Below are 18,618 nucleotides of genomic sequence, written 5' to 3' on the forward strand. Positions count from 1 at the left end.
AATATTTAGCTCACTAATCGTGTAATTCGTTTCTTCTGCCATGAAAGCTTATAATATGCATACTGTAAAATTAAGCTGACAATAAATGCTGCTGGGTACCCAATCCATATCCCTTCTATACCAAGACTTGTATGGTAAGAAAGGTAATACGCTACAGGTACTTCAACAAGCCAAATTGATACAACGCCGATAACAGTTGGCCATAATACTGTACCACTTGCTCGCATTGTCGCACTAATAATTTGCGCATGACCGAAAATTAAATAGCTCCATAATGTGATCATAACTAGGCTGTGAGCAATATCAATTGTAGTTTGACTCGTTAAAAATAGTGATAGTATGTCTCTTGAGAACAAGTAAATAAGAGATATTAGCACACCACCGATGACATAGTTCATAATAATTCCGGCCTTCACTACTTTCTGCAATCGATCAAATTGATTTGCACCAATTGATTGTGCTGCAAAAATAGAAACTGTAATACCGAGGCTAACTGCTGGCATTTGTACATAACTTGCAACCTGATTCACGACGCCATATGCTGCTGTTGCATCCGAACCGTAACGATTTACAAACGCGATGACCGCAATTTCAGATAATGAAACTAATATCATATTAATACTCGCCGGAATACCGAGTCGTAGCAATAGCTTCAATAACTCCCCATCCATGCGAAGATATTTCCTTACCGTACTATCTAATTGTAGTGGGTGATTTTTCTTCTTTAAATACACCAACATGACAATAAACGTAATAATTGTAGATATAACAGAAGCATACGCTGCTCCATACACATCTAATTTCGGAGCTCCTAACCATCCAAAAATAAGAATTGGTAATAAGATCATATTTAGTGCTGTACTTACAATTAAAAAGTAAAATGGCGTTTTAGAATCTCCTGTACCTCTCATAAATGTTGTATATGCGAAATATAAAAATAAGACTGGCATCGATATAAACAATATCCGTGCATAATGTACACTTATTTCAATAATATTTTCTGGCGTTCCCATAAGGCGCATAATATCCATCGCAAAAATACTGCCTACTATCGCCAACACAACTCCAATAATAAATGTAAATGTCAGCGTCGTACCAACGATAGCTTTTAAACGATCTTCGTTTTTAGCGCCAAACGCCTGACCAATTAAAATAGAACTACCTGAACCAATACCAATCACAAATGAAACGAGTAAGAAAAATAGAGGGAAGAATGCTGATATGGCTGCTAAATCATTAACCCCAAGCCATCTTCCTACTACTACCATACCGAATAATTGTCCAATCGATTGTAATACATTACTTAATAGTAACGGTACTAAAAACATGGACATCGACTTCCAAATCGGTTTACTCTCACTTTCTAACTTATGTGACTCCGCACCTTCTTTATTGTTATCTGTAGGTGGTTTCAAATTTCATTTCTCCTTTTATTAAAAATCTATTTTTCAACTTCTATCTCTTTGTATAGTTGTTATAATAATATGCTTCTATTCATTTTCTTTTCCGTATGATTATAACTTCACCCAATATTGGCTTCCATCAGCTGTTCTATCTAAAAACCCATATTCGATTAAATATCTTCTTAAAGTTACAAAATCCGGATATACACTTTCTATGACAATATTTACTTCTTTTTCAGTGTACTTTTTATTACTATCAAACTTCGTCACTAAATGGCGTAATATAATTAATTTACGCTTTTGCTTTTTCGGAAATTTAGAAAGCGGTCCATCTAATCCTTCTGTAAAATGTGCTTTTAATACTTCATCATTTTCTTCTTCCGTAATATTGTAGCGATCATCTACCATCGTCGCTGTTCTATGAATAGGTACAAATTTCGTTTGTACTTTTGATTTTTCTTCTGACAGTTCCATTAAAGCTAAAAACACTTTCGCTTGCTTCATTTTCTCTCGAAGTGTAAATCGATGATTGCGAATGGTTGAAGTACTTCCGCCATCCATCTCTTTTACAATTTCTTTATCATTCAGCCCCATATGGAAAAATTGAACCATCTTCTTTTGCAAATCAGTTAAACCAGTATATTTCTTATCCAGGTTTAATAAATAATCAAACATAGACGTGTGTTCATTTTGCACATGCAATTGTACAAACTTCTCAGCTTCATACAAAACTTGATTATCTTGATAAATTACGCCCTTAATAAACGCCTCTCCACAAGCTAAACAAATATATTCCTCTGCTTCCGCGTCAAATACATACCCTTTCTTCAATTCTTCTACCGAAGCATCCCAAAACTTCTCTGAAATATCACTCACACTAAACACTCCTTTGAAATGTTTATCTAAAAACAAACATTTTCCAATAACGTTTACTATCACTTCATCATCTTAACATAAAACAAACAAACACTTCAACGCTTCGTTTACCCATTTTATAAACTTTTATAAAAACATCTATTAAAAGGGTTTGGTACAACGAAAAGCGAATGTATTTATATAAATTCATTCAATAGGATGTGAAATAGAACATGACTATTCCTCAAGACCCTTGGTTTACTGTAATGCAGATTGCACAAAATACATATGCAATTAGTGAATATGGACATTGGGAGAAAGTACATTCCTTCTTACTTATAGGCGATACTGCTGCAATTCTTATCGATACAGGACTAGGTATCGATAATATGAAACGTATAACAGACCAACTAACAAACTTACCCATTACAGTTGTCACAACACACGTCCATTGGGATCATATCGGTAGCCACGCACAATATGAAGAAATCTATGTACATGCTTTAGAAGAAGATTGGCTCATTAACGGCATAAAAGGACTCCCTATTACTCAAATTAGGCACGACATCGCTCGTGACATTACTTTACCTACACCTAGAACATTTCAACCTGAAACATTCGAGCCATTCCAAGGGACACCAACAAAATTACTACAAGATGGAGATATGATTGATATTGGAAATAGGAAAATTCAAATTATACATACCCCAGGTCACTCACCAGGACATATTTGCCTATACGATTATGAAACTGCGTTTTTATTCACAGGAGATTTGCTTTATGAAGGCACAATTTTTGCGTTTTATCCAACGACTAATCCTGTAGACTTCGTCCAGTCTCTACGCAAAATTACAAATTTCTCACCTATTAATCAAATTTACGGTTCACATCATACTCTTGGTCTCCCGCCTACTATACTGAAAGAAGTAAAATGCGCTATTCAATATTTGAGTGATAACAACCTCATTCAACACGGCACTGGTACTCACTCATTCCAAAACTTCAGTATTCAATTTTAACTACAAAAAAGGTATTTCCGTATACGGAAATACCTTTTATCCATTATATATTCTATTTACAACCTCGACTAAAGCTTTACTTACCTGTACGAATATATGCTTTAGGTTTCGATCTTCAACAAATTTATTAGCACAACTACCCAGAATCATCATACAACTAATTATAACTAACACTAACTTTCTATTCTTGTAAGTCACTTCATGTCACTCCACTATTAAAAGACTTCCTTTGAATTTATCCCATCAAGAAATTTTACATGAATAATAAAACGAGTGAATATGCAATTCTGCATATTCACTCGTTTTATTACGATGTTGTGATTTAATTTAATTAGAGTACACGTATACTGAGGTGACTAACTTGAAATTTAAAGCGAAAAAAAATCCATTTCACGTCATTTTCATTACATTATTTATCAGTATTTTTCTCATTTCACTATTCTTCCAAAATGAAAATTCTATTTTTTTCACTCTTATGATGCTACTAAATGTCGTGAATCTTTCTTCATTCTATTTTTCTCACTACAACGTAACGGAAACATCTCTTGTTGTACAACATGGTTTTGTATTTCATACTGAAATTCCATTTGAAGATATTCGTCACGTTAAATTCTCTGGCAAAACACTTCGCTCAGAGAATTGGACTAGGCAGCAATTAGAAATCCATTACAATTTATTTGATTCTGTGACAACTTTCGTACCCAAAGAAGAAGAAAAATTCATTGCACTCTTAAAAGAAAACTGTCCACAAATGAAAGTATTGAATATTTCTGCTAACAAATAATATATTTTGGCACTTGCAGTAATACAAATGGAAGACATACAAATATATCAAAAAAGCCAAGATTCTAAACAAAGAACCTTGGCTTTTTCTATTACTCTTTCGGAGCAATCATTTTTTTCGGATCGACAACTTCATCAAATTGCTCTTCTGTTAGTAATCCAGATTGCAATGCTGCTTCTTTTAAAGTTAACCCCTCTTTATGAGCATGCTTCGCAATTTTCGCGGCATTTTCATATCCGATATGTGGGTTTAATGCTGTAACGAGCATTAATGAACGGTTTACGTTCTCTTTAATTACTTCTTCATCTGCTTCAATACCCACTGCACAATTATCATTAAATGAAACAATTGCATCAGCTAATAAGTGAGCGGATTGTAAGAAATTATATGCAATAACTGGTTTAAATACGTTTAACTCAAAATTGCCTTGGCTCGCTGCAAATCCGATTGTTGCGTCATTTCCCATTACTTGGGCTACAACCATCGTTAACGCTTCACTTTGCGTTGGATTTACTTTACCTGGCATAATAGAACTTCCTGGCTCATTTGCCGGAATAATAATTTCTCCTAGACCACTACGTGGACCGCTTGCTAGCCAGCGCACATCGTTAGCGATTTTCATTAAATCAGCTGCTAATGCTTTTAACGCACCATGCGTATATACAACTTCATCATGGCTCGTTAATGCATGGAACTTATTTGGTGCAGAAATAAATTGCTTACCTGTAAATTGGCTTATTTCCTCTGACACCATCTCACCAAATTTAGGATGAGCATTAATACCTGTTCCAACTGCAGTACCACCAATTGCAAGCTCTTTCATATATGTATTGCTCTCTGCAATCATACGCTCTGTTTTTTCAAGCATACGGTGCCATCCGCTAATTTCTTGTCCTAATGTTAACGGTGTTGCATCTTGTAAGTGTGTACGACCAATTTTTATAATATGTTCAAATGCAGTTACTTTTTCTGCTAACGTTTCTTTTAATTTCGTAATTGCTGGCAATACGTGATTTTCTACTGCAATTACACATGCTACATGAAGCGCTGTCGGAAATGTGTCATTTGAACTTTGAGACATGTTCACATCATCATTCGGATGAATATGTACGTCAGATCCCTTCTCTTTCAAAATTTGATTCCCACGATTTGCAATTACTTCATTCACATTCATGTTTGACTGTGTACCACTACCCGTTTGCCATACGACAAGTGGAAAATGTTCATTCCATTTCCCTGCAATCACTTCGTCAGCTGCTGCCACAATTGCTTCTGCTTTTTCTTCTGATAGCTTTCCTAATTTTTGATTGCTAAGTGCTGCACTCTTTTTTAAAATCGCAAACGCTTTTACAATTTCAAGCGGCATTTGCTCTGTTCCAATCGGGAAGTTTTCTTTACTACGTTGCGTTTGTGCTGCCCATAATTTATCAGCTGGAACTTTTATTTCTCCTATTGTATCTCTTTCAATTCTGTACTCCATTTTTTCATCCCCTTGAAAATAAAATACCTACATCTCTTATAATAACAGACTTCCCCTTAAATGATAAGAATTCTCACTCATATATGTAAATATTCTATATTTATTTTTAAAAATTCCTCTTGACCTAAACTTAAGTTTAGGCTGTATCCTTTCCTTTGTAACCTACTATAACACTACTGGAGGAATTCAATATGAAAAAATATGCTTTCATAACAGGTGCAAATAAAGGAATTGGATATGAACTTGTTCGTCAATTAGCAGAAAAAGATTATCACGTATTTTTAGGTGCTCGTAATAAACAACTTGGACAACAAGCTGTAGAATCTTTACATGTATCAAACGTTTCCTATATTCAAATAGATATTTCAAGTTCACAATCCATTCAAGAAGCAATCAAAAAAATTCATGAAACGACTGGCCACTTAGATTTATTAATCAATAACGCAGGCATAGCACTAGACTTCCATACGCTACCTAGTGAATTAAATATTGAAACTTTACGTCAAGGATTTGAAGTTAACTTTTTTGGAACATTCCAAATGGTGCAAGCCTTTTTACCATTATTAAAGAAATCAAGCAACAGTAAAATTATCAATGTAACAACTGACATGGCTTCCTTAACAATGTTTGCTAATGGTGAAACACATCCAATTAATGCGTTAGGATATAATTCTTCAAAAACAGCTATTAATGCTTTAACATTAGCTTTTAGTAAAGAATTTAGTACTAACGGTCCAGAAATTTTCGGAGTAACTCCGGGTTTTACAACTACTGACCTTAATGGTAATTCCCCAGGTGGCCATACGACTAATGAAAGTGCTAAAATTATTATTAAATATGCATTAAGTGAAACAAACTATAATGGTAAAATACTAAATAAAGATGGCATTATAACTTGGTAGTAAAAGGATGAATTCTATGTTTTATACGATCGGTCAAGTCGCTAAAATGCAACACTTAACTATTTCTCAAATACGTTATTACGATAAACAAGGACTGTTTCCTTTTCTTCAAAGAAATGAAAAAGGCGATCGAGTTTTTGACGAAGAAGCACTGAAATATTTAGAAATGATTTTATGTTTAAAAAACACCGGTATGCCCATTCAAAAAATAAAACAATTTATCGACTGGTCTATGGAGGGAGAATCTACAATCCTTAGGCGGTTGAAATTAATGAAACAACAAGAGACCAATGTCTTACAACTCATTCAAGACACTGAAAACAACTTAAAAAAGATACAACAAAAAATCGCTAAATATGAGGATGAGATAACTTCTTCAACTCCTATTACAAAATAAAAAATCACCTTCTACATGTTGTAGAAGGTGATTTTTTATTTTATGATACTTGCTTTCCTTTTTCAACGTCATCTACATACCAGATGAATTTGCCTGTATATCCGTAAATAACCGCCAAAATTAATGATACAAAGCTTAACCACATAAACGGAACGTATGAGAACGTTGCTACACCTAAAATACCAGCCATAAAAATACCATTATCAGACCATGGAACCATACCTGAAGTTAAAGTTCCACCTACTTCTGAGTTACGTGCCAATACACGTCGGTCTATTTTTAATTTATCATAGCTATCTTCCATAATTTTCGGTGTTAAAATTAGTGATACGTACATCGCACAACCAAATATATTCGCTAAGAATGCCACGATTAATGTAGACAATGTTACATTACCTGCAGAATTTAATTTCTTCTCGAATTTTGATACAATTACTTTTAAAACACCTAATTTTTCAAGTAAGCCACCAAATCCTAAACCAAAAATAATAACGGCCACTGAGCCAAGCATACCGTTAATTCCACCACGGTTTAATAACTTGTCAACAAACTCAACACCAGATTGAATTGAGAATCCGTTATACGCTGTTCCAATCGCCTCTCCAAAGTTCATGCCTTGGAAAAGAGTTGCCCAAATTGCACCAATTAAAGCTCCCATTGCAATTGTCGGCATAGACGGTTTCTTCATCGCTAATAGAACGATAACAATGACCGCTGGAACAAGCATCCATATTTTAATATCAAATTGCTTTAATAAAGCTTCTTTTAAAAACTCTACTCGATTCAAATCTACATTATCGCCGCCATACATCCAACCAGCTACAGTAAACATAATGCTAGTAATAATATAAGCCGGAACATCTAATACGAGCATAGCTCGAACGTGAGCAATAACATCTACTTTCGCCATAGACGCTGCAAGAACTGTACTATCAGAAAGTGGTGATAATTTGTCACCGAAATAAGCTCCTGAAAGAACTGCACCAGCAACAAGCGGAAGTGGTAATCCAAGTCCCTCACCAATTGCCATCATAGCAATACCAGCTGTTCCTACTGTTCCCCATGATGTTCCTGTCGCGATAGAAGTTATCGAACAAATAATTAATGTTGCCAGTAAGAATATGCTAGGGTGAATAAACTCTAATCCATAATAGATTAATGTTGGTACAACGCCACCAGCAATCCATGTTCCAATTAAAGCACCTACTGCAACTAAAATCAGTATTGCTTCTAATCCGTTAGAAATCCCTTTCGTAATTGCATCTTGCAATTCTTGATAACGAAATCCTAATCTTAATCCAAGCGCAATTACTAAAAACCATGAAATAAATAGCGCTAATTGAATTGGGAGATCAAAAATCGTTTGGAAGGAAAAGACAACAGCAAGAAATAGTAATAAAAGAACTATGATTTCTAGCATCGATGGTAATCTTACACTTTTCATTTTTTTCTCTCCTTACAAGTCGATAACATGACGTATGTCGTCTTACATGTATGTAATATACAATTAGCGAAGACAAAACAAAATTTTCATATTATTTCGATTTATTTTTCCAGTATAATATATTGGACACCTTTTCTATTGTAAAAGTAGATGTTACTTTTCGCAATGGAAAATATAAAAAATGTTACATTTTTTATATAGAACAATCCAAAAATAACCTTTTTAATATTTGCCACAACAAAACTTTTTACTATTCCCCATCTTTTAAGGACTACCATTTTTCCCCACGCAAAAAAAGCACACATCATTAAAATGATGCATGCTCCACTTTTATTTATACATATTTTGTATTTCTTCTTTATTTTTTAGTATTTCCACAAACTTATCGCTACTACCTTTCGGAAACAACACTCCGAGTCCATATGAATGCTCAAACTGAAAATGAGGGTACTTCGCTTTGACCTCATCCCAAAATTTATACACGCCGAAGTCTCGACCTTTCACCTCAATATCATGAAATAAAACAATACCGTTATTCGCAAGTTTCGGTAACCATGTTTTATAATCATGAGAAACTGCTTCATACGTATGATAACCATCAATATGCAACAAATTTATCGTTCCATCTTGAAACTGATCCACCGCCTCGTCAAAAGTAGATCGAATTAAATTCCCTATTTGAGGATAACTCATGTCCGTATATTTACTCACTATTTGAAAAACACCTTCTCCATATGGACCTGTATGCTCATCCCCTTCCCAAGTATCTACAGCAAAGCATTTTGTAGATAATCCTCCATCTTTTACCCCTTGGCAAAAACTGAAAAAAGAAGCTCCTAAATGTGTACCTAACTCAACTAATATTTCTGGCTTTTCAAATCTTACTAAATCATAAGCAAAGTTTAAATGTCCCACCCACGCAGAATTCATTCGAATATATGGACTATATTGATCAAATTCAAATGTTGGTTTATGAGTAACCCAGCTCATCACATTTCTCCTTCTACACATATTTTTAACAAACCAAATTACTCTTATCTTTATTTTTTTATCTTCTTGATTATGATTTAATTTTATAATTTCGCCTCGTTTTATTTAACCTACTCACTTATATCGTAAAGATAACTGGAACTACTAGAATTCCCATCTCACAAAACAGAAATTTCAGTTTAATTTTTATGCATTTCGTGATATATTACATATTGTATTCAAAATTTATTTTTAGAGAAAGGAAATAAAACTATATGGATCCAAATCGTTTAAAAGGAATCATTATGGTTGTAATTGGTGCTTGTTTATGGGGATTGTCCGGGACAGCTGCACAACAACTTTTCCAATATGAACACGTTTCTACTGAATGGTTAGTTACAATTCGATTGCTTATATCCGGCGTTATCTTGCTCATTATTTCGTCATTCGGAACGAGAAAAAAAGAAATATTCGGCATATGGAAACAAAAATCGGATGCTATTAAAATGATTTTGTTTGGCCTATTCGGTATGCTCGCTGTACAGTACACGTATTTTGCTTCTATTAAAGAAGGGAATGCTGCCGTCGCAACATTATTGCAATATTTAGCTCCTATATTTATCACTGTATACTTACTTTTCAAATGGAACGTTCGTCCATCAAAAATTGATTTTATTTCAATTGCCCTTTCATTAGTAGGAACTTTTCTTTTACTAACAAACGGATCTGTTCATAACTTGGCCGTTTCTACACCAGCTATTATTTGGGGTATTTTATCTGGATTATCTCTTGCTTTTTATAGTTTATATTCAAAGGGATTACTAGAAAGATGGTCTTCCTCTGTTATCGTTGGATGGGGCATGATTATTGGGGGAATTGGAGTAACGATCCTACACTTTATTTCTACAAAAGAATTCATTTTATTATCAACTATGAAATATGTAAAACTAAGTACCCTACCGCTTATCACATTTGTCGTCATTTTCGGGACACTTATTGCATTTTATTTATACTTAGACAGCATACGATACTTGACTCCGAAAGAAACGACATTATTCGGATGTACAGAACCACTCGCAGCTATTATTTCTTCTGTACTTATATTACACGTACCGTTTCAATCTTTTCAGTTATTAGGGGCTCTTTGTGTCATTGTAATGGTGCTTATCTTAAGCCAAAAACCAGATGAAGGGAAACCCGAATTAAAGCTTGTTCATGAGAAAAAGAAAAATATACAATGAAAGGATCGAATTCACTATGCCTATCCCTCAAAATTATAAAAAACAAGGAAGAGTTTCGGCAAAATCACTCGTTTTAAATCAACTACAAGATTGGATTATTGAAGGTGTACTGCAGCCTGATGAAAAAATTAATGATGGGGAATTGGCTGAAGCACTAGGAGTAAGCAGAACACCTGTAAGAGAAGCACTGCAAATATTAGAGCTTTCTGGATTAGTGGAAATGGTACCTGGGCAAAAAACAAAAATTGCTCCTATTAAGTTAGACGACATTCCTATCATTTATGAAACGATGGCTGGTCTTCACTCTATTATAGGAAAGCAAGCACTTCAAAACATTACAGACGCTGATTTGAAACTACTTTCTGAAATAAATGATGATTTCCAGCGCTCTATAGAGAAGAAAAACGCAAAACAAGCTTTACAACTAGATATACAATTTCACAATGCAATTTCTTCTATTGCTAAAAACCAATATATTGAACCCTTTCTAGAAAATATGCAACTTCACGTTTTACGTCTTGAATATTTGTTTTTCCAAAACTTCGTTCCAGCAAGTCAATCTATTGAAGAACATCATTCTATCATTCAAGCACTGCAGAAGCAGGACGAAAAACAAATGGAACTAATGATGTCTCAAAACTGGCTTCGTCCAATGAAAGAAATATCAAAAATAATTTCTATGAAATAATAATAGAGCTGGTTACATAAAATCGTAACCAGCTCACCTTTTACTAATCTATATAGCTATGCCTGAATATCTGCATAATCTTCCATATCTTCGTACTCTTTTTCCAATTCCTCTAAAGACAGCTCGTATAATTGTCGGTCGCGAATTTTAAACACACCTGCTCCAATTAACTCATCGATTAAATGCCTCTTACGATTTTCAACAGCAAAACGGAGTTGACTACTCATCTTTTAAAAAACTCCTTTCTACGATCATTGAAAATGATAATCTTTATCAATTACCACTTTTGATTATAAAAGATGACTCTTTATAAGTAAAGTAATTTCATGAAATATTTACCTTACAAAGTATTTGTGGCCACATTATATATATGTATGCCGTGCGAAAAATGTTATGACACATTTTCTTATCCTTTTTCTTTCATACTTTGCAAGTTGTCTCACCATGATTAAACTCACCATCTATTTCTACTTGAATGGTGACATGTTCTACATGAAATTTTTCCTTTAATACATCCGTAGCCTCTTTTAATACACTTTGCGTTTCATTATCTTTAATAATCAAATGGCAAGTTAATACTTGAAAATCAGATGTGACAGACCATATATGCAAATCATGAACTTCTTTTACAACCGTAATATTTAATAATGTACTTTTTACCTCTTCAATATTTATGTGCTGCGGTGCACCCTCCATTAATATATGGACCGTATCACGTGTTACACGCCATCCACTAATAATGACTAAAATAGACACAAGAATACTAGCAATCGCATCTGCAGCAGTCCATCCGAAAAATTTAATACATAGCGCTGCAATAATCGCTCCGACTGATCCTAATAGATCGCCTAATACGTGTAAGAAAGCACTTCTTAAATTCAAATTGCCCTTCACATCTCCGCCTCTCATTAATATCCAAGCTGATAAAATATTAATAAATAGACCAAGTACGGCAATAATGAGCATCCCATTACTAGCAATCTCAACCGGTTCTTTAAAACGGCGTATTGCTTCAATAAAAATGTATACTGAAATGACAATAAGAACGACACCGTTACATAATGCTGCTAACATTTCGACTCGCTTGTACCCATATGTTTTCGCAGCTGTTGCTGTTTTTTCTCCAAGCTTAAACGCAAGTAAACTTAAAGCTAAAGATACCGCATCACTTAACATATGCCCCGCGTCAGATAGTAGTGCTAAACTATTTGTTACAAATCCTCCAATTACTTCAGCAATCATAAAACTTGTTGTTAGTACGAAAGCAATTAGTAGCGCCTTTTTATTGTTAGAATGACCGTGATCATGTGAATGTCCCATACCAATACTCCTTTAAGTGCAATATCTGAATGTTAGTATGAAACAAACTCCCCATCTTTATCCCGAATTAACGCCCATAAACGTTCGCTTCCTCTATCTATACACTTCGCTATTTTTCAAACAAGTCCTTTTTCTCAACAAAAAATAAGACTACTTCTTTTTCAGCTTCATATTGTTTACTAATGAAAGAAATTTGAAGGAGGTTATAGAATTGAAACGACTATTTCTCTGTATGGAACGTGAACTTATTGTTGTAAAAGAACGATATGGTAACTATGAAACCTCATACCACTTACAAAATATGCAACCTACCTGTATTGCAATTGATCCATTCCAACAAAACCGTGTATATTGCGGAACATTTGGACGAGGTTTATGGTTAAGTGACAATGGCGGGGATTCATGGAGGCCGATTGGAGATTCCTATCGTTACTTTGATTTTCCTAAAGAAGATGGTATTTTACATTCTTCGATTACTTCTATAACGATAAGCTCAAATGAACAAGTTAATGGCTATGGCGTCGTTTACGTCGGCACAGAACCGAGCGCTTTATTCCGTTCAGAAAATGGTGGTGAAACGTGGACGGAACTTAAAAATATGAAATCATTATTATCTTCTTATACGTGGGCTTTTCCGCCTAGACCTTTTACCCATCACGTACGCTGGATTACAGTTGATCCAAACACCCCAAATACAATCCATGTTTCAATTGAAGCTGGTGCTGTTATTCAAAGTAATGATAGAGGGCATACATGGATTGATAAAAAATTTGGTGCTCCTATCGATGCTCATCAATTGCTTATGCATCCTGACGCTCCAAATCGCCTTTATGCATCATGTGGTGACGGATTTATGGGCGGACCTGATCGCGCATACCTCGAAAGTTATAACAGTGGAAACAACTGGATCTCATGCAGTGAAGGACTTGAACATCATTATTTATACAGTATGGCTATCGATCCGGCTGATTGCGATACAATTCTCGTTTCTGCTGCACCAAGTGCTGACCTCGCTCATCACCGTATTCCTTATGAATCTTATATTTATCGTAAAACGAAAGATACTCCTTTCCAGCAAGTACAACAAGGTCTACCATCTGCAATTGGTACAGTCATTTCGATGTTTGCGACAAATCCTGCAGAACCACATACATTTTACACTTTAAATAACAACGGCCTGTTTCAATCCAATGATAGCGGCGAATCGTGGGAACACCTAAATATTCCGTGGAAAGATGAGTATAAAACGCAGCATCCGCATGCGTTACTCGTAACTAGTTCTTAACGAAAAAAAGACTGCCTAAAACAATGAGGCAGTCTTTTTTTATTTCTTTAAGTCGATTACAATAGTATCTAACACAATATCCTTATTGCCTCCCAGTCTTCGAGGTACAAAACGCTCCTTTACTTGTCCTTCAACTATTGTTACCGATCCATAATTTTCAGGAGTGTGAATTCTTAAATTAACGTGAGGTGTTATGATTAACTTAGTCGCATTCTCATTAAGTTGTTGGAATGTTTTACTCGAATTAAAATTATAAGAATCTTCACCTAAACCTCCATTTCCTTCTCCATAATACTGATTACCTAAATCATCCCTCACTTCTAAATCGACATCCCCTCCATCCCATACACCCCTTATCTCTTGAGATACTTCTTGGTTGTAGTATAGAATAAACGAAATTGGTGTTATTTCCATTCTCTCCATATTTACTTTGACACCATCTTTTTCTGTACTACCTCCAATCAATTGCTCTTTATTTTCTATTCCTTTTAGATTAATATTAAAATTCCAATCCCCTTTTATCTCTTCTTCAGTTTCTAAAATGGCTATACTTTGTACACTCCATTCAACATTCACTATAGTTTCTTTACTACCAACTAGATCGCTACTTGTTTTTATTAAACCTGTATATTTTCTATCTGCGACTTTAGTAATTTTATTGCTGCCTGATTGGGCACCTGCTCCTTTAATAGTTAAAAAATCCAACATACTTGGATTTTCGCCTAGATCTCTGTTACTTTCTATAGAATAGTTTATTGATACTGTCTTCCCATCAAAAATCGCATCATTAATCGTTATCTTAATTCCCTTGCTTTCTTTTGTCATATTTAGTACTGTAGCGTATGGTTTATAATTATAATGAGGTTCCATTATCTTCCCTGCGTCAGCTTTAGAGTTTTCATATAACCCTGTTCTACCATTATCTAAAAACCGGAATATGTCACCTACAATTGGCAATCCCCCGGCATACGTAGGAAATCCAATGCCCAGTGTTGCAACTGATAATCCTACTAAAATAGATGCAGCAGCAACACCTTTTTTCCAACTTCTCATCTTTTTCTTCGTACGTATCGACTGTTTTACACTCCGTTTTACTTTTTCTTTTTCAATTTCAGAAGCCTCAATTTCTTCAAGTTCTTTTTCATCTATATCAATATCATTTAATAATTCATAAATATCTTTCATATTGCACTACCTCCAAAACTAATATTCGTAGCATTTTGTTGTAGTTTCTTTTTCCCACGGTACACGCGATTATCGATCGCTGCCCTGGTTAATCCTAACTTGTCTCCTATTTCTTCTGTCTTCATACCGAGAAGATATTTCATAATGAACACCTTTTGATCTAACGGTTCTAATTGATTAATAAGCTTCAATAACTCTTCCCTATCTTCCATAACGATTAATTCATCTTCAGCTGACTTTTCCGTACTAATATGAAACTCATCTGAAATAATTTCTACTTTTCTAGTCGCTTTCCGGTAATAATCAATCGCTTTAAATTTCGCAATTGCCGCAATCCATTTTTTAAAGTCACTTGGCTCTCCATGAAATTTATTTGCGTTATTCCAAATGGAAAGAAATATATCGTTTACACATTCCTCAATGAGTCCGTCATTTTGAACTGGAAGAAGAACTTTGTGCGTGATTCCTTTTATGAGTGGTAAGTATGTATCAACAACGAATTCCAGCGCATCTTCTTTTTGCCGTTGTAATCTTTTTATAAAATTTTTCTCATTTGATTTCATGTAGCGATTCCCCTTATTTTTTTGTAAAAGCTTTTACACCCTATATAACGTCTTACAAAAAAATTCCTCTCATCTTTTTTTATTTTTTGTATGTTATGGAATACTTTCCCTAAGCCATTGTCTCACATAACTATGTATTACAAGAAAATTTTCTCAAGTCTGCCTTTTAATTCATGTAGTACACTATTTATATAGTCACTCTTTAACTTAGTGTACATTTTATTTCGTTAATCTACTTTTCAACATTTTAAATTAGGAGATGAGATGTGTATGTGTGGAATTACAGGTTGGGTAGATTGGAAGAAAGATCTTTCAAATCAACATGTTATTTTAGAAAAGATGGCAAATAGTATTCAGCATCGTGGTCCTGATGCTGAAGGATTTTGGTTTTCACCTCGTGCAGCCTTTGCACACCGGCGTTTAATTGTTATTGATCCAGAAGGTGGGACACAGCCGAAGACATTTCGTGCTGGTGATTATACGTATGCTCTTACTTATAATGGAGAAATTTATAATTTCCGTGAACTGAGAGAACAACTTCGAAAATGTGGTCATGCATTTGAAACGCATTCAGATACAGAAGTGTTACTACATGCTTATTTAGAATGGAAAGAAGATTGCGTACAACATTTAAACGGAATTTTCGCTTTCGCCTTATGGGATGATCAGAAGCAACAATTGTTTTTAGCACGTGATCATTTAGGCGTAAAGCCGCTTTTTTATACAGAAAGAAATGACAGCATTATTTTCGGATCTGAAATAAAAGCACTATTGGCTCATCCATCTGTTCCTGCTGAAATTGATTCGGATGGCATAAACGAAATATTTGGATTAGGATTATTTCGAACTCCAGGGTGTGGCGTCTTTAAACATATTCAAGAAGTGCGTGCTGGACATTCTATAACGTTTACACGTGATAAAAAAGTAGTTCAAAAGTATTGGAATTTAGAAAGTAAAGTTCATACAGACTCTACTGAAGATACATCATCACATATTTTATCTATTTTACAAGATACAGTAAAAAGACAATTAATTGCAGATGTTCCTCTCGTCTGTATGTTATCAGGAGGATTAGATTCTAGCGGGATTACTGCACTAGCGGGAAAAGAATTTGCTGCTGAAAATAAAACACTTCATACGTATTCCGTTGACTTTGTAAATAGCGCAAAAGATTTCGAGCTGACATTTGCTCGCACTGGTTTAGACGCTCCTTGGGTAAAACGCGTTTCTGAACATGTAGGGACATCGCATCATGACATTATTGTGAATGCTGAAGAATTAGCAAATCACTTATTCGTTCCCCTTCGTGCAAAAGATCTACCGAGTGCTGGCGAAATGGAAACTTCACTATATTTACTATTTTGCGAAATGAAAAAAGATGCAACTGTAGCTTTATCTGGAGAATCTGCTGATGAAGTATTCGGTGGGTATCCTTGGTTTCACCAAGAAGAATTACTATATGTAGATAAGTTTCCGTGGCTAACAAATTGGAAGAATACTTCTCCTCTTCTACTAAATGACGTAAATAACCAATGCAATCTAGAAAACTATATTGATGCACGATTCCAAGAAGCGATACTTGAAGTACCTACTCTTGAAGGCGAAAGTAAAAAATCCGCAAAACAACGTCAAATGTTTTATTTATTTTTAACAAGATTTCTCCCGTTCTTACTTGACCGTAAAGACCGTATGAGTATGGCTGTAGGATTCGAAGTTCGTGTACCGTTTTGCGATTATCGATTAGTTGAATATTTATGGAACGTTCCTTTCAATATAAAAAGCATTGATAATATTGAAAAAGGCATTTTACGTAGAGCACTGCAGCCTGCTTTACCTGATGATGTACGTAATAGAAGAAAAAGTGCTTATCCAACTTCACAAGATCCACATTATCTGCAAACAATCCGTCATTTATCACTCGACATGTGCAGTAATAAAAACAATCCTATTTTCTCACTTATTAATCATTCTACATTACTTGCCATTGCCGATGAAAGCAATAAAGAAATTGACAATTTTGAAGCAAGAAGTGCTATGGAATACATGCTTCAAGTAAATGAATGGTTAAAAACGTATCACATCCATATCGCTTAACAAAAAGGAGTTCAAGGATAAAAAACCTTGAACTCCTTTTATATTAATTAGCGCATCGTTTATTTTCAGTATCAATAGACCATCCAATAATAGTGGCACAATCTCTACCTTTCCACTGCAGTACATTTGTTAATACTGGTTCAATCTGTAAGCAACTTCCGTCGTGCAATATTTCTACTAATGATTGATCATCATCAAACCTTTGTTTATCACATTCTAAAATACCGTCCGTTGCCATTACAATATGATTCATTCCTTTTTCTAATCCTCTTACACCTGACGTAAAGCAAGGTGTATTTGCCGCAAAAATATTTTTCCTACCGATATATTCGTAATTCTTTCGTTTATTTAATCGCCCTTTACCATTCTTCGTTTTCTCAGAATGGAATAAATATGCGAAACAATCACCAACTGATAGCCAATATAAAAATTCGCCTTTTCGTAAACAAATTAAGCATGCAAGTTCCTCATCATCTTGATCACATTTTTCAATAAACAATTCATCTGTAAATAACGCTAATAAGTACATATGTGTATGATGAAAAGCTAAATGTATCGGGTAGGAAAATAACTCTTTTAGTTTCTCTTTTCTTTCTGAGATTGCTTCTATTATATAATCAATATTTTTTGTTTTATGGTGTGTATCAAAAATCATAACAAATTCAAATTGTAATTCAGGATCCCACCAAGCAAGTACCGCATCTCCTCGTTCATATGCATCACTTTCTTGATTTCCCCCATATACGCCGACTGAAAGAGGACCACATTTTTCAACATGTATTTCATCTACATACATCTGTTCATGACTCATCCATTTGAATGTATTCACAGCTATCATCCTCTCTCTTCCTAAATGTATACCTTTACACATAGATTACCTTATATTTCAATAAAAATAAACTTTTTCAACATTTTTTATCCAAATAAAAGGATTTTGCTTCTAAAGTAACGAATATATCTTACTATACGATATAAAAATAGGGGGATTT

At 34.5% G+C, this 18,618-nt stretch carries 18 protein-coding genes; 8 read left to right on the top strand and 10 right to left on the bottom strand.

Annotation, left to right across the window (positions count from 1 at the left end; all coding sequences use genetic code 11):
* Positions 1 to 5: 5 nt before the first annotated feature.
* On the bottom strand, positions 6 to 1,415 hold the full coding sequence (locus tag MR115_RS23790) for an MATE family efflux transporter (RefSeq protein ID WP_242242980.1): 1,410 nt from the start codon (positions 1,413 to 1,415) through the stop codon (positions 6 to 8).
* Positions 1,416 to 1,514: 99 nt separating this feature from the next.
* Entirely contained in the window at positions 1,515 to 2,279 is a 765-nt protein-coding gene (locus tag MR115_RS23795; RefSeq protein WP_242242981.1) for a DUF2087 domain-containing protein, read from the bottom strand.
* A 212-nt stretch (positions 2,280 to 2,491) separates the two neighbouring features.
* Here MR115_RS23795 and MR115_RS23800 point away from each other — a divergent pair, with 212 nt between their 5' ends.
* Positions 2,492 to 3,277 (top strand): MBL fold metallo-hydrolase, encoded by a 786-nt coding sequence (locus tag MR115_RS23800; protein ID WP_242242982.1) that lies wholly within the window; start codon positions 2,492 to 2,494, stop codon positions 3,275 to 3,277.
* A 361-nt stretch (positions 3,278 to 3,638) separates the two neighbouring features.
* Positions 3,639 to 4,061 (top strand): PH domain-containing protein, encoded by a 423-nt coding sequence (locus MR115_RS23805; RefSeq protein WP_242242983.1) that lies wholly within the window; start codon positions 3,639 to 3,641, stop codon positions 4,059 to 4,061.
* A gap of 91 nt (positions 4,062 to 4,152) precedes the next feature.
* Here the strand turns inward: MR115_RS23805 and fumC are convergent, their stop codons facing one another.
* Positions 4,153 to 5,541: a class II fumarate hydratase gene (gene fumC, locus MR115_RS23810; protein ID WP_242242984.1), complete on the bottom strand. Its 1,389-nt coding sequence runs from the start codon at positions 5,539 to 5,541 to the stop codon at positions 4,153 to 4,155.
* Positions 5,542 to 5,732: 191 nt separating this feature from the next.
* Here fumC and MR115_RS23815 point away from each other — a divergent pair, with 191 nt between their 5' ends.
* Together MR115_RS23815 and MR115_RS23820 are read left to right on the top strand one after the other, a co-directional pair.
* Entirely contained in the window at positions 5,733 to 6,443 is a 711-nt protein-coding gene (locus MR115_RS23815; RefSeq protein ID WP_242242985.1) for an SDR family NAD(P)-dependent oxidoreductase, read from the top strand.
* Between the two features lie 16 nt (positions 6,444 to 6,459).
* Complete coding sequence (locus MR115_RS23820; RefSeq protein ID WP_242242986.1) at positions 6,460 to 6,840, top strand: MerR family transcriptional regulator; 381 nt, start codon at positions 6,460 to 6,462, stop codon at positions 6,838 to 6,840.
* 40 nt (positions 6,841 to 6,880) lie between these two features.
* On the opposite strand, the gene nhaC is transcribed toward MR115_RS23820, so the two are convergent.
* Positions 6,881 to 8,284, bottom strand: a complete 1,404-nt coding sequence (nhaC, locus tag MR115_RS23825) for a Na+/H+ antiporter NhaC (RefSeq protein WP_063263642.1) — start codon at positions 8,282 to 8,284, stop codon at positions 6,881 to 6,883.
* A 330-nt stretch (positions 8,285 to 8,614) separates the two neighbouring features.
* Positions 8,615 to 9,274 (bottom strand): class I SAM-dependent methyltransferase, encoded by a 660-nt coding sequence (locus tag MR115_RS23830; protein ID WP_242242987.1) that lies wholly within the window; start codon positions 9,272 to 9,274, stop codon positions 8,615 to 8,617.
* Between the two features lie 254 nt (positions 9,275 to 9,528).
* On the opposite strand from MR115_RS23830, the gene MR115_RS23835 reads away from it, so the two are divergent.
* Together MR115_RS23835 and MR115_RS23840 are read left to right on the top strand one after the other, a co-directional pair.
* Positions 9,529 to 10,494 (top strand): DMT family transporter, encoded by a 966-nt coding sequence (locus MR115_RS23835; protein ID WP_242242988.1) that lies wholly within the window; start codon positions 9,529 to 9,531, stop codon positions 10,492 to 10,494.
* Positions 10,495 to 10,510: 16 nt separating this feature from the next.
* Complete coding sequence (locus MR115_RS23840) at positions 10,511 to 11,182, top strand: GntR family transcriptional regulator (RefSeq protein ID WP_242242989.1); 672 nt, start codon at positions 10,511 to 10,513, stop codon at positions 11,180 to 11,182.
* 56 nt (positions 11,183 to 11,238) lie between these two features.
* Here the strand turns inward: MR115_RS23840 and fbpA are convergent, their stop codons facing one another.
* Complete coding sequence (gene fbpA / locus MR115_RS23845; protein WP_000098301.1) at positions 11,239 to 11,409, bottom strand: Fur-regulated basic protein FbpA; 171 nt, start codon at positions 11,407 to 11,409, stop codon at positions 11,239 to 11,241.
* Positions 11,410 to 11,602: 193 nt separating this feature from the next.
* Positions 11,603 to 12,502, bottom strand: a complete 900-nt coding sequence (locus MR115_RS23850) for a cation diffusion facilitator family transporter (RefSeq protein ID WP_242242990.1) — start codon at positions 12,500 to 12,502, stop codon at positions 11,603 to 11,605.
* Between the two features lie 211 nt (positions 12,503 to 12,713).
* Between MR115_RS23850 and MR115_RS23855 the strand changes: the two genes are divergently transcribed.
* Positions 12,714 to 13,787, top strand: coding sequence for a beta propeller repeat protein (locus MR115_RS23855; RefSeq protein ID WP_242242991.1), 1,074 nt, complete (start codon positions 12,714 to 12,716; stop codon positions 13,785 to 13,787).
* 39 nt (positions 13,788 to 13,826) lie between these two features.
* On the opposite strand, the gene MR115_RS23860 is transcribed toward MR115_RS23855, so the two are convergent.
* Entirely contained in the window at positions 13,827 to 14,972 is a 1,146-nt protein-coding gene (locus tag MR115_RS23860) for a DUF4179 domain-containing protein (RefSeq protein ID WP_242242992.1), read from the bottom strand.
* Positions 14,969 to 15,535: a sigma-70 family RNA polymerase sigma factor gene (locus MR115_RS23865; protein ID WP_000840022.1), complete on the bottom strand. Its 567-nt coding sequence runs from the start codon at positions 15,533 to 15,535 to the stop codon at positions 14,969 to 14,971. Before MR115_RS23865 ends, MR115_RS23860 begins: the two co-directional genes overlap by 4 nt.
* A 270-nt stretch (positions 15,536 to 15,805) precedes the next feature.
* On the opposite strand from MR115_RS23865, the gene asnB reads away from it, so the two are divergent.
* A complete protein-coding gene (gene asnB / locus MR115_RS23870; protein WP_242242993.1) occupies positions 15,806 to 17,629 on the top strand; it encodes an asparagine synthase (glutamine-hydrolyzing) in 1,824 nt (607 codons plus the stop codon).
* 43 nt (positions 17,630 to 17,672) lie between these two features.
* On the opposite strand, the gene MR115_RS23875 is transcribed toward asnB, so the two are convergent.
* Positions 17,673 to 18,500 carry a PP2C family serine/threonine-protein phosphatase gene (locus MR115_RS23875; protein ID WP_242242994.1) on the bottom strand — a complete coding sequence of 276 codons (828 nt, stop codon included), beginning with the start codon at positions 18,498 to 18,500 and terminating at the stop codon, positions 17,673 to 17,675.
* Positions 18,501 to 18,618: the final 118 nt, after the last annotated feature.

This window comes from Bacillus cereus group sp. BfR-BA-01309 (assembly GCF_022664315.1).
In the GTDB taxonomy this organism is placed as follows: domain Bacteria; phylum Bacillota; class Bacilli; order Bacillales; family Bacillaceae_G; genus Bacillus_A; species Bacillus_A mobilis.

Coding starts and splice junctions, on each gene's coding strand:
- MR115_RS23815 (WP_242242985.1), top strand. CDS start 5,733: ATGAAAAAATATGCTTTCATAACAGGTGCAAATAAAGGAATTGGATAT.
- MR115_RS23800 (WP_242242982.1), top strand. CDS start 2,492: ATGACTATTCCTCAAGACCCTTGGTTTACTGTAATGCAGATTGCACAA.
- MR115_RS23875 (WP_242242994.1), bottom strand. CDS start 18,500: ATGTGTAAAGGTATACATTTAGGAAGAGAGAGGATGATAGCTGTGAAT.
- fumC (WP_242242984.1), bottom strand. CDS start 5,541: ATGGAGTACAGAATTGAAAGAGATACAATAGGAGAAATAAAAGTTCCA.
- MR115_RS23835 (WP_242242988.1), top strand. CDS start 9,529: ATGGATCCAAATCGTTTAAAAGGAATCATTATGGTTGTAATTGGTGCT.
- asnB (WP_242242993.1), top strand. CDS start 15,806: ATGTGTGGAATTACAGGTTGGGTAGATTGGAAGAAAGATCTTTCAAAT.
- MR115_RS23840 (WP_242242989.1), top strand. CDS start 10,511: ATGCCTATCCCTCAAAATTATAAAAAACAAGGAAGAGTTTCGGCAAAA.
- MR115_RS23860 (WP_242242992.1), bottom strand. CDS start 14,972: ATGAAAGATATTTATGAATTATTAAATGATATTGATATAGATGAAAAA.
- MR115_RS23850 (WP_242242990.1), bottom strand. CDS start 12,502: ATGGGACATTCACATGATCACGGTCATTCTAACAATAAAAAGGCGCTA.
- fbpA (WP_000098301.1), bottom strand. CDS start 11,409: ATGAGTAGTCAACTCCGTTTTGCTGTTGAAAATCGTAAGAGGCATTTA.
- MR115_RS23820 (WP_242242986.1), top strand. CDS start 6,460: ATGTTTTATACGATCGGTCAAGTCGCTAAAATGCAACACTTAACTATT.
- MR115_RS23865 (WP_000840022.1), bottom strand. CDS start 15,535: ATGAAATCAAATGAGAAAAATTTTATAAAAAGATTACAACGGCAAAAA.
- nhaC (WP_063263642.1), bottom strand. CDS start 8,284: ATGAAAAGTGTAAGATTACCATCGATGCTAGAAATCATAGTTCTTTTA.
- MR115_RS23830 (WP_242242987.1), bottom strand. CDS start 9,274: ATGAGCTGGGTTACTCATAAACCAACATTTGAATTTGATCAATATAGT.